The organism is Cupriavidus sp. OTU4054, from assembly GCF_038440175.1.
Classification (GTDB): Bacteria; Pseudomonadota; Gammaproteobacteria; order Burkholderiales; family Burkholderiaceae; genus Cupriavidus; species Cupriavidus pauculus_D.
The window spans coordinates 1-11,017 of record NZ_JASATF010000059.1; the positions used below are offsets into that span (position 1 = coordinate 1).

Below are 11,017 nucleotides of genomic sequence, written 5' to 3' on the forward strand. Positions count from 1 at the left end.
GGGTTTTTTCTGCCTCACCCACCCCCCCCGGCCCCCCCCCCCCCCCCCCCCCCCCGGCCGGCACATGGCCGGCGGGGCGCGACTGGGTTGGCTGCCGTTTAGTTGGCTGCGGTCTTCGTGGCGTCCTTGTGCCACGTGTAGACCACGAACTTGAAGGCGCGCAGGTCGCCCTTCTCGTCGTACTCGACCTTGCCGATCGGCGTCTGGAACGCGTTCTTGTGCATGTATGCGGCCACCTTCGCCGGATCCGTGCTCTTCGCGCCGGCAATGGCGTCGCCGATGATCTGCACGGCCGCATACGACGGCATCTGGAACGCGCCGTTCGCATCGCGCTTCTTGTCCGCGAACGCCTTGACCAGACCCGCGTTGGCCGGATCGGCCGAGAAGTCGGCCGGCAGCGTCACGAGCATGCCTTCGGAGGCCGGCCCCGCGATCGCGGTCACGTCCTTGTTGCCCACGCCTTCGGGGCCCATGAACGTGGCCTTGACGCCCTGTTCGCGCGCCTGGCGCAGCAGCAGGCCCATCTCGGGGTGATAGCCGCCGAAGTAGACGAAGTCCACGCCCTGCGACTTCAGCTTGGTGATGACGGCCGAGTAGTCGGAGTCGCCGGCATTGATGCCTTCGAACACCGCCACCGGAATCTTGGCCGCTTCCAGATCCTTGCGCACCGAGCTCGCAATACCCTGGCCGTACGACTGCTTGTCGTGCAGGATCGCCACCTTCTTCGGCTTGACCTTGCCGATGATGTACTGCGCGGCGGCCGGGCCCTGCTGGTCGTCGCGGCCGATCGTGCGGAAGATGAACTTGCGCTTCTTGTTCTCGGTCAGCTGCGGCGCGGTGGCCGACGGCGTGACCATCACGATGCCTTCGTTCTCGTAGATGTCCGATGCGGGAATCGTCGAGCCCGAGCACACGTGCCCGATCACGTAGCGAATGTTCTGGCTGACGATCTTGTTGGCCACGGCCACGGCCTGCTTCGGCTCGCAGGCATCGTCCATCAGCACGGCTTCGAGCTTGTTGCCGCCGGCGCCGCCGGCCGCGTTGATCTGCTCGATGGCGGTCAGCGCGCCGGCCTTGACCATGTCGCCGTACTGGGCGACCGCGCCGCTCATCGGACCGGCGATGGCGATCTTGACGGTTTCCGCGCTGGCGCCGGACGCAGCGAAGGCGGCAGCCGTCGCCATGGCAGCGGCGACGGAGATGGACGTGAGACGGGAAGACGTCATCAGGAGCTCCTCTGTTCTAGGTAGATGTGGGTCAGCCGGGCAGAGTCGGGCGACTCGCGCAATCGAACGGAGGGATGCGGGCCAGCGAGGGAAATGGAGAGATGCGGGGCCCGGCCTGTGCTGACGCCCGGGGGTGCCCGGGCGTCATGTTCGGTAAGACAAGCAACTGTCGTTGTCTCTTGCGCAAGCGCGTCGCCTGCCCCGCTTGGCCGGTACGTCAGGACCGGAGGGATGGCCCGGCTGCCGTCGGCGAAGCAGCCGCCATTATAGGGAGAAGTTGCACCGCATTGAAGCAGAGATTCCCATCAATACGGAAATTTGCACAATAAATGCCGACGATTGCAACCACTGTACGGCAGAATAAGGCGCAGAAACGGGATATCACGATTGTGGTGCGCATTTAATTGCGCCGGCAGTCTTGCACCACCACGGAGAAAGCACGCAAAAAAAAGCCCCCGACCGGGTCGGGGGCTTCCTGTACCGCAACCTGCGCGGCAACAGCCTCGATCAGCGCTTGGCCATGTCCGGCACGTCGCGGCTCGATGCGCCGTTGAACAGCTGGCGCGGACGACCGATCTTGTACTCGGGATCGGTGATCATTTCTTCCCACTGCGAGATCCAGCCCGGCGTACGTGCCAGCGCGAAGATGCAGGTGAATAGCGAGGTCGGGATGCCGAGCGCGCGCTGCACGATACCCGAGTAGAAGTCCACGTTCGGGTACAGCTTGCGGCTCACGAAGTATTCGTCCTCGAGCGCGATCTTCTCGAGCTCCATGGCCAGCTTGAACAGCGGGTCGTTGTGCAGGCCCAGTTCGTTCAGCACTTCGTGGCAGGTTTCGCGCATGAGCTTGGCGCGCGGGTCGTAGTTCTTGTACACGCGGTGGCCAAAGCCCATCAGGCGCACGCCCGAGTTCTTGTCCTTGACCTGCTTGATGAACTCGTTGATGTGGTCCACGCTGCCGATTTCTTCCAGCATCTTGAGCGCGGCTTCGTTCGCGCCACCGTGAGCCGGGCCCCAGAGGCAGGCCACGCCGGCGGCGATGGCGGCAAACGGGTTCGTGCCCGACGAACCGGCCAGGCGCACGGTCGAGGTCGACGCGTTCTGCTCGTGGTCGGCGTGCAGGATGAAGATGCGGTCGAGCGCGCGCTCGAGCACCGGGTTCACGTGATACGGCGCGCACGGCGTGCCGAACATCATGCGCAGGAAGTTGCCCGAGTACGACAGGTCGTTCTGCGGGTAGATGTACGGCTGGCCGATGTTGTACTTGTACGCCATGGCGACCAGGGTCGGCATCTTGGCGATCAGGCGGATGGCCGAGATCTCGCGCTGATGCGGATCGTCGATGTCCATCGCGTCGTGGTAGAACGCGCTCATGGCGCCGACCAGGCCCGTCAGCACGGCCATCGGGTGGGCGTCACGGCGGAAACCGCGCATGAAGAACTGCAGCTGCTCGTGAACCATCGTGTGGTTCATCACGTTGAAGACGAAGTCTTCCTTTTGCTTGGCGTTCGGCAGCTCGCCCTTCAGCAGCAGGTAACAGGTCTCGAGGTGGTCGCACTTCGCGGCCAGTTGCTCGATCGGGTAGCCACGGTACAGCAGCTCGCCCTTGTCACCGTCGATGTAGGTGATCTTCGAGTTGCAGGAGGCGGTCGACATGAACCCCGGGTCGTAGGTGAACTTGCCGGTCTGACCGTACAGTTTGCGAATGTCGATCACGTCCGGGCCAACGGTACCCTTGTAGATCGGCAGCTCAACGCTGGGGGAACCATCGGAAAACGATAGCGTGGCTTTCACATCGGACGGCGTCATGTCGGTTCCTTCAAATGCTGTGAATAATATGTTGACCAAACTCAGACCGAACGCAACAGGCCAATCAGCCGTTGCATCGGGGGCGTGTCGAGCTCACCGTCAAGCTCCTTGCGGGCAAGCAGCAGGTCCATCAACTCGTTGTCGCTGAGCTCGAAGAGCTCGGAGAGTGCAGCCACGTCCTCGTCGGACAGGCTTTCCTCGTAACGGTTGAAGAATCGCTCGACGATGATGTCGTTCTCCAGTAGGCCGCGGCGGGCACGCCAGCGAAGCCGCGCGCGCTTGTGCGGGTCAGCCTGATGGGAGAAAGTGGTGGAAAGACTCATGGTCAGCCTTCGTGCTGCGGAGCACGAACCCCGACGATAACCGCCCAGGCTTGCACCCCGCTTACTACATTGCTTGCTACTACGTCGCTACTACGCTTAAGTCATGTGGCGAAAGACAGTGTAGACCGCTTCCGCCACGGCCGCTTATACCGCGCGGCGAACCATCAGTTCCTTGATCTTGCCGATGGCCTTCGTCGGATTCAGACCCTTCGGGCACACATCGACGCAGTTCATGATGCTGTGGCAACGGAACAGGCGGTACGGGTCGTTCAGGTTGTCCAGACGCTCGCCGGTGGCCTGGTCGCGGCTGTCCGCGATAAAGCGGTAGGCTTGCAGCAGGCCGGCCGGGCCGACGAACTTGTCCGGATTCCACCAGAACGACGGGCACGACGTCGAGCAGCTCGCGCACAAGATGCACTCGTACAGGCCGTCCAGCTCGTCACGTTCCTGCGGCGACTGCAGACGCTCCTTCTCGGGCGGCGGCTCGTCGTTGATCAGGAACGGCTTGATCGAGTTGTACTGCTTGAAGAACTGCGTCATGTCGACGATCAGGTCGCGCACCACCGGCAGGCCGGGCAGCGGACGCAGCACGATGCGGTCCGGCAGCTCGCGCAGGTTCGTCAGGCAGGCCAGGCCGTTCTTGCCGTTGATGTTCATCGCGTCCGAACCGCAGACGCCTTCACGGCACGAACGGCGGAACGAGATGGTCTCGTCCAGCTTCTTCAGCTTGACCAGCGCGTCCAGCAGCATGCGCTCGTGACCGTCCAGCTCGACCTCGTAGGTCTGCATGCGCGGGGCGGCATCCTTGTCCGGATCGTAGCGGTAGACTTCGAAGATACGCTTCATTTCTGTGGGTCCTGTTTTCTCTACGATGCGGTGCTCAGAAGGTACGAGCCTTCGGCGGAACGGATTCCACCGTAAGGGGTTCCATCTTCACCGGCTTGTAGTCGAGGCGGTTGCCTTCGCTGTAGAACAACGTGTGCTTGAGCCAGTTCTGGTCGTCGCGGTTCGGGAAGTCGCTGTGCGCGTGCGCACCGCGCGATTCCTTGCGGGCCGCGGCCGAAATCATCGTGGCCTTGGCCACTTCCACCAGGTTGGCCACTTCGAGGGCTTCCACCAGCGCGGTGTTGAAGACCTTCGACTTGTCCTTCAGGTGGATGTTGTCGGCACGTTCCGCCACTTCGAGGATGCGCTCGACACCTTCGTCCATCAGCTTCTGCGTACGGAACACGCCCGCGTGCGACTGCATGTTGCGACGGATGTCGTTTGCCACGTCCTGCGTGTACTCGCCCGACGACGTCGCCTGCAGCTTGGCCAGGCGCGACATCGCGAGGTCGGCGGCATCGGCCGGCAGCGGCTTGTGTTCCTTCTGCTTGAGCGCGCTGGCGACGATGTGGTTGCCGGCGGCACGGCCGAACACCACGAGGTCGAGCAGCGAGTTCGTGCCCAGGCGGTTCGCGCCGTGCACGGACACGCACGAGCATTCGCCGATCGCGTAGAAACCGTTGACCACTTCGTTGGGGTTACCGTTCTTCGGCACCACCACCTGACCGTGGAAGTTCGTCGGGATACCGCCCATCTGGTAGTGGATGGTCGGCACGACGGGGATCGGTTCCTTGATCGCGTCCACGTTGGCGAACTTCATGCCGATTTCGCGGATCGACGGCAGGCGCTTCATGATGGTCTCGGCACCGACGTGCGTCAGGTCCAGCAGCACGTAGTCGCCGTTCGGGCCGCAGCCACGGCCTTCCTTGATTTCCTGGTCCATCGAGCGCGACACGAAGTCACGCGGCGCCAGATCCTTCAGCGTCGGCGCGTAACGCTCCATGAAGCGTTCGCCGTCCTTGTTACGCAGGATACCGCCTTCGCCGCGCACGCCTTCGGTGATCAGCACGCCCGCGCCGGCCACGCCGGTCGGGTGGAACTGCCAGAACTCCATGTCCTCGAGCGGCACACCGGCGCGCGCCGCCATGCCCAGGCCGTCACCGGTGTTGATGAACGCGTTGGTCGATGCGGCGTAGATACGGCCGGCACCGCCCGTGGCGAACAGCGTGGTCTTGGCTTCGAGGATATAGACTTCGCCCGTTTCCATTTCCAGCGCGGTCACGCCCAGCACGTCGCCGTCCTGGTCGCGGATCAGGTCCAGCGCCATCCATTCGACGAAGAAGTGGGTCTTGGCGCGGACGTTACGCTGGTACAGCGTGTGCAGCAGCGCGTGGCCGGTACGGTCGGCCGCGGCGCAGGCACGCTGCACGGGCTTCTCGCCGTAGTTGGCCGTGTGGCCGCCGAACGGACGCTGGTAGATCGTGCCATCGGCATTGCGGTCGAACGGCATGCCGAAGTGCTCGAGCTCGTACACGACCTTCGGCGCTTCCCGGCACATGAACTCGATCGCATCCTGGTCGCCGAGCCAGTCGGAACCCTTGATGGTGTCGTAGAAGTGATAGTGCCAGTTGTCCTCGCTCATATTGCCGAGCGAGGCGCCGATACCGCCCTGGGCGGCCACGGTGTGCGAGCGCGTGGGGAAAACCTTGGACAGCACGGCCACGTTCAGGCCGGCTTCCGCGAGCTGGAGGGATGCGCGCATCCCGGCGCCGCCCGCCCCGACGATGACCACGTCAAATCGACGACGCGGCAATCCAGTCTTGACTGCGACCATTTATTACACCCTCCAGAGAATCTGAGCAGCGTAGCCCGCGCAACCGACGAGCCACAGAATCGTTAGTACTTGCAGCACGAGGCGCACGGCCATCGGCTTGACGTAGTCCATCCAGATGTCGCGCACGCCGATCCAGGCGTGGTACAGCAGCGAGAGGATGGTCAGGAAAGTCAGGATCTTCATCCATTGATTGGCGAAGAGACCTGCCCAGCCTTCATACGTGGGGTTGCCAAAGGCGAGAAAGGCGATGGCCAGGACCACGGTGAAGACCACCATGATCACCGCAGTCACGCGCTGCGCAAGCCAGTCCTTGATACCGTAGTGCGCGCCGACGACGAGGCGCTTGGGACCGATATTGTTATTTGCCACTTGAATACTCTCCTCAGAACAGGCCGAAAAGCTTCAGCCCGAAAATCAGGGTAAGCAGCAGGCTGACGACGAGCACGGTAATGGCAGACTTGCCGGAAGCGGGCTTCGATACACCCACGTGCAGATCGAGCAGCAGGAAGCGGATACCGGCACAGAAGTGATGCAGGTAACCCCAGATCAGGGCCAGCACGACCAGCTTGACGAAGCCGTTGGACAGCAGGCTCGAGAAACGGGCGAAGCTGATTTCGGACGTAACGCTCTGCTCGAACAGGAAGAGAACGAACGGAAGGAGGAGGAACATCAACGCACCGCTCACGCGATGCAGGATGGATACCTTGCCGGCCCAGGGCAACCTGTATCGCGCGAGTTGCGCGACATGGATGTTCCGGAACTCCGGCCTGGCTTGTTTGACGGCTTCAGCCATGCGAGACCCCATTTGCGGTAAGAAAAGAACTACCAAAGAACGAAACTGCCATCACCCCTTGCCAATCCACGGTCATCGCGTCACGATGATTCATGCATATCGGCACTGCATACAGAGGAATGCACTGGGGCAAATCCACATGATTTTAGCGCCTTTGTTGCGCAGCGCACCAATAATTTTCAGCTATCACGCACCACCACGGCGTGCGCGACAATCGCACGCCACATCGCCACGCACCAGCCTGGAGCATGACAATTCCACTACCCCGGCGTGGTTTTTCGACATTTCCGCTCGACAATTCACGGGTCAACTCACGGGTCAGCTCAGATCGTTCTGATAGTAGTGGCGTGTTGTGACATACAACGCGCGGCGGACTTCCACCGGGCGGTCGCCATACGTGAACGAGACCCGCTCCACCGACAGCAGCGGCGAGCCCGCCGGCACGGACAGCAGCGAGGCCGCCGTCTCGTCGGCCGCCACCGCCCGGATCTTCTCGGTGGCCCGGATCATGCGCGTCCCGAATTCGGCCTCGAACAGCGCGTACATCGGGCCCTTCCATTCCGTGAGCTTCTCGGCCGTCAGGCCCTTGAAGCTCGCGCCGACCAGCCAGATCTCGTCGAGCACGGTCGCTTCGCCCGAGAACGTCAGCACGCGGCGAATCTGCACCACGCTGTCGCCGGTGCGCAGGTCGAGCAGACGCGCGATCTCCGCCGGCGCGCGCAGGCGCTTGCATTCGAGCACCCGGCTCGCGCCGTAGTGCGGCTCCCCTTCGTCCGGCACCAGCCGCAGGAAGCGAAACTTGACCACATCCTCGTGATGGGTCGTGACGAACGTGCCCTTGCCCTGGCGGCGGGCCACCAGATTGTCGGCGGCCAGCTCGTCGATGGCCTTGCGGACCGTGCCCTGGCTCACCTTGTAGCGCGCGGCCAGTTCCATCTCGCTCGGGATCATGTCGCCAGGCTTCCACTCGCCGGACTGCAGGCTCTGCATGATGAGGGCCTTGATCTGCTGGTAAAGCGGGCTGAACGTGGGCGAATTCGAGATGACGGGCGGGGCGGCGGGCGACGGCGCCGGCGAGGCGGCGGGCGCGCCCGAAGCGGGCGGCGGCGTCCCGGCACCGGACGGAGCGGCGCCAGATTCCGGCGCGCCATTAGCGGTCGCGGCGGCCAGGGACGTGGGCAGGGTTGACATAGCCCGGATTTCACCACAAAAGCGAGAAACGCGTCCAGCGAACTATGAAATGTCTTATGTCTTATATAAGACATCTTATTTGACAGGGTCCGCCGCCCGGACCTACACTCCCGCAGCCCCGCGCCGCCACATAGCAGTAGTAGACTTACGGCTTGTCGGCGGATGGCCGCCCTGCCCCCGTGGCGACACACCCCTTTTCATCGTTTGGAGACTTTCCCATGGCTAAAGCCCCAATGCGCGTCGCAGTGACCGGCGCCGCTGGCCAGATCGGCTATTCCCTGCTGTTCCGCATCGCCAATGGCGACATGCTCGGCAAAGACCAGCCGGTCATCCTCCAACTGCTGGACCTCCCGCAAGCCCAAGCCGCCGTCAAGGGCGTCGTGATGGAGCTGGAAGACTGCGCGTTCCCGCTGCTGGCCGGCGTCGTGATCACCGACGACCCCAAGGTTGCGTTCAAGGACGCCGACGTGGCACTGCTGGTGGGCGCGCGTCCCCGCAGCAAGGGCATGGAACGCAAGGACCTGCTCGAAGCCAACGCCCAGATCTTCACCGTGCAGGGCAAGGCCCTGGACGAAGTGGCCAGCCGCGACGTCAAGGTGCTGGTGGTCGGCAACCCGGCCAACACCAACGCCTACATCGCCATGAAGTCCGCGCCGAACCTGAAGCGCGAGAACTTCACCGCCATGCTGCGCCTGGACCACAACCGCGCGCTGTCGCAGATCGCCGCCAAGACCGGCAAGCCGGTGTCGGCCATCGAGAAGCTGTTCGTGTGGGGCAACCACAGCCCGACCATGTACGCCGACTACCGCTACGCGACCGTTGACGGCAAGAACGTCAAGGAACTGATCAACGACCACGCCTGGAACAACGACGTGTTCCTGCCGACCGTCGGCAAGCGCGGCGCCGCGATCATCGAGGCCCGTGGCCTGTCGTCGGCTGCTTCGGCCGCCAACGCCGCCATCGACCACGTGCGCGACTGGGTGCTGGGTTCGAACGGCAAGTGGGTGACCATGGGCATCCCGTCGAACGGCGACTACGGTATTCCGCAAGACACGATGTTCGGCTTCCCGGTGACCACGGTCAACGGCAAGTACGAAGTGGTGAAGGGCCTCGAAGTCGATGCCTACAGCCAGGAAAAGATCAATATCACGCTCAAGGAACTCGAAGAAGAGCGTGCCGGCGTGCAGCACCTGCTGGGCTGATCGCCAGTCGCCTCCGATGACAGACCGGGGCCTTGCATCGATTCAGGATTTTCGTGAATCGGCGCGGGCCCCGGTTTTTTTATTCGGCCTGTCTTAACTCTCTACTTCTCGATCAACGTGCATCCATCCGAGGTCTTGTTCCAGGGCGAAGCGATTCCGGTCCAGCTACCGGTCTGTGACCACTATGCCGGCACCGAGAAGCTCATGCGCAAGTCGCTGGGCCTGCAACAAGAGCTTGGCCCCGTGTTCGACATCACGTTCGACTGCGAGGACGGCGCCGCCGTCGGCCAGGAACGCGAACACGCCGCGCTTTGCGCGCAGCTGATCAACAGCCGCGAGAACGCGTTCAACCGCGTGGGCGTGCGCATTCACGACCCGGCCCACCCCGCGTGGCGCGAGGACATCGACATCCTCGTCACCGCCGCCGGCGCCCGTCTGGCCTACGTCGTGGTGCCGAAGGTCACGGACGTGGTGGAGGTGGCCCGCGTGACGGATCACGTCAACCATGCCGCGCGCATGGCCGGCATCGCGCGCCATATCCCGATCCATGTCCTGATCGAGACGCATGCCGCCCTCGAGCAGGCGTTCGACATCGCCGCGCTGGTGCAGGTGGAGTGTCTATCGTTCGGCCTCATGGATTTTGTTTCTGCGCATCATGGGGCAATCCCCGGGGAGGCGATGCGCTCGCCGCAACAATTCGAGCAGCCGCTGATCCGGCGCGCGATGCTGGAGATCTCGGCGGCCTGCCACCGGCATGGCAAGGTGCCCTCGCACAACGTCAGCACCGACGTCCAGATGCCGCAGCGCGCGGGCGACGATGCGCTGCGCGCGCGTACCGAATTCGGCTACCTGCGCAAATGGAGCATCCATCCGGGCCAGATCGCGCCGATCGTGGCGGCCTTCCGGCCCAGCGACGCGGAAATCGGCGCGGCCAGCGAGATCCTGCTCGCGGCGCACCGGAACAACTGGGGGCCCATCCGCCATGACGGGCAGTTGCACGACCGCGCGAGCTACCGCTATTACTGGTCTCTGCTGCAGCGCGCACAGGCCACGGGCACGGCCCTGCCGCCGCCGGCCGCCGAGCTGTTTTTCGCGTGATCCGGCACCGTTGTCGCGCACATGGAAACAACGATGTGATCCGAATCCGTGCAATTGTGTAACCAACCCATGATGTACTACGCCGGGCTTTGCAAATCGTAGAGAATAGCGGCGAACTATGACTGCCCCCCCTTGCCGCACCCCATCGATACCGCGGTCTACTATTTTGATATCCGAAAAGGAACCAGCAATGAAACACCTCGTGCTCGCAGCCTGCATTGGCGCCATGACCCTGACCGCCGGTGCAGCGCTGGCCCAGGAACCCGCCAAGAAGCCGGCCGCGACCAAAAAAGCGCCCGCCAAGAAGTCCTCCAAGAAGGCCACGCCGGTCGCCGAAGTGCCCGTCACGCCGAACGGCGAGAAGTGGCAATGCGAACTGGGCCATGCGATCTACATCGCCGGCGACATGCGCCGTGACGAAGTGATCGTCGTCAACTGGGAGGCCAAGGAATACCGCCTGCCGCGCCAGGCCACCGTGACCGGTGCGGACCGCTACTACGATGCCCGCAGCGGCCTCGACCTGGTGGTGATCCCGAGCAAGGCCATGCTGTTCAACAAGAACCTGGGCCAGCGCCTGGCCGACGAGTGCCAGAACGCCGACATGCAGGCTGGCGGCTCCGCGCCGACCGTCGCGGGGGGGGGGGGGGGGGGGGCCGCCGGGCGCGCGCCCCGCCCCCCCCCCCCCCCCCCCCCCCCCCCCCGCCCCCCCCCCCCCC

Annotated in this window: 11 protein-coding genes; 3 read left to right on the forward strand and 8 right to left on the reverse strand. The window is 63.8% G+C overall.

Annotation, left to right across the window (positions count from 1 at the left end):
- Positions 1-98: 98 nt before the first annotated feature.
- The 8 genes from AAHB16_RS32530 to AAHB16_RS32565 form a co-directional block, all read right to left on the reverse strand.
- Entirely contained in the window at positions 99-1,226 is a 1,128-nt protein-coding gene (locus tag AAHB16_RS32530; protein WP_150371103.1) for a branched-chain amino acid ABC transporter substrate-binding protein, read from the reverse strand.
- Between the two features lie 507 nt (positions 1,227-1,733).
- Positions 1,734-3,035, reverse strand: a complete 1,302-nt coding sequence (gene gltA, locus AAHB16_RS32535) for a citrate synthase (protein WP_150371102.1) — start codon at positions 3,033-3,035, stop codon at positions 1,734-1,736.
- Positions 3,036-3,076: 41 nt separating this feature from the next.
- Positions 3,077-3,364 carry an FAD assembly factor SdhE gene (locus tag AAHB16_RS32540; protein WP_191002224.1) on the reverse strand — a complete coding sequence of 96 codons (288 nt, stop codon included), beginning with the start codon at positions 3,362-3,364 and terminating at the stop codon, positions 3,077-3,079.
- Between the two features lie 138 nt (positions 3,365-3,502).
- Positions 3,503-4,204 (reverse strand): succinate dehydrogenase iron-sulfur subunit, encoded by a 702-nt coding sequence (locus tag AAHB16_RS32545; RefSeq protein WP_109580509.1) that lies wholly within the window; start codon positions 4,202-4,204, stop codon positions 3,503-3,505.
- Positions 4,205-4,238: 34 nt separating this feature from the next.
- Positions 4,239-6,017, reverse strand: a complete 1,779-nt coding sequence (gene sdhA, locus AAHB16_RS32550; protein ID WP_150371100.1) for a succinate dehydrogenase flavoprotein subunit — start codon at positions 6,015-6,017, stop codon at positions 4,239-4,241.
- A gap of 3 nt (positions 6,018-6,020) precedes the next feature.
- Positions 6,021-6,386, reverse strand: coding sequence for a succinate dehydrogenase, hydrophobic membrane anchor protein (sdhD, locus tag AAHB16_RS32555; RefSeq protein WP_109580507.1), 366 nt, complete (start codon positions 6,384-6,386; stop codon positions 6,021-6,023).
- Between the two features lie 13 nt (positions 6,387-6,399).
- Entirely contained in the window at positions 6,400-6,810 is a 411-nt protein-coding gene (gene sdhC / locus AAHB16_RS32560; RefSeq protein ID WP_150371099.1) for a succinate dehydrogenase, cytochrome b556 subunit, read from the reverse strand.
- 318 nt (positions 6,811-7,128) lie between these two features.
- On the reverse strand, positions 7,129-8,001 hold the full coding sequence (locus tag AAHB16_RS32565; RefSeq protein WP_150371098.1) for a GntR family transcriptional regulator: 873 nt from the start codon (positions 7,999-8,001) through the stop codon (positions 7,129-7,131).
- A gap of 218 nt (positions 8,002-8,219) precedes the next feature.
- On the opposite strand from AAHB16_RS32565, the gene AAHB16_RS32570 reads away from it, so the two are divergent.
- The 3 genes from AAHB16_RS32570 to AAHB16_RS32580 form a co-directional block, all read left to right on the forward strand.
- Positions 8,220-9,203, forward strand: a complete 984-nt coding sequence (locus AAHB16_RS32570; RefSeq protein WP_109580504.1) for a malate dehydrogenase — start codon at positions 8,220-8,222, stop codon at positions 9,201-9,203.
- A 117-nt stretch (positions 9,204-9,320) separates the two neighbouring features.
- Positions 9,321-10,301 carry an HpcH/HpaI aldolase/citrate lyase family protein gene (locus AAHB16_RS32575; RefSeq protein ID WP_150371097.1) on the forward strand — a complete coding sequence of 327 codons (981 nt, stop codon included), beginning with the start codon at positions 9,321-9,323 and terminating at the stop codon, positions 10,299-10,301.
- A gap of 190 nt (positions 10,302-10,491) precedes the next feature.
- Positions 10,492-11,017, forward strand: a 526-nt coding sequence (locus tag AAHB16_RS32580) for a hypothetical protein (RefSeq protein ID WP_342052925.1), incomplete at its 3' end; no start/stop codon positions are given.

Coding starts and splice junctions, on each gene's coding strand:
- AAHB16_RS32530 (WP_150371103.1), bottom strand. CDS start 1,226: ATGACGTCTTCCCGTCTCACGTCCATCTCCGTCGCCGCTGCCATGGCG.
- gltA (WP_150371102.1), bottom strand. CDS start 3,035: ATGACGCCGTCCGATGTGAAAGCCACGCTATCGTTTTCCGATGGTTCC.
- AAHB16_RS32545 (WP_109580509.1), bottom strand. CDS start 4,204: ATGAAGCGTATCTTCGAAGTCTACCGCTACGATCCGGACAAGGATGCC.
- sdhA (WP_150371100.1), bottom strand. CDS start 6,017: ATGGTCGCAGTCAAGACTGGATTGCCGCGTCGTCGATTTGACGTGGTC.
- sdhC (WP_150371099.1), bottom strand. CDS start 6,810: ATGGCTGAAGCCGTCAAACAAGCCAGGCCGGAGTTCCGGAACATCCAT.
- AAHB16_RS32565 (WP_150371098.1), bottom strand. CDS start 8,001: ATGTCAACCCTGCCCACGTCCCTGGCCGCCGCGACCGCTAATGGCGCG.
- AAHB16_RS32570 (WP_109580504.1), top strand. CDS start 8,220: ATGGCTAAAGCCCCAATGCGCGTCGCAGTGACCGGCGCCGCTGGCCAG.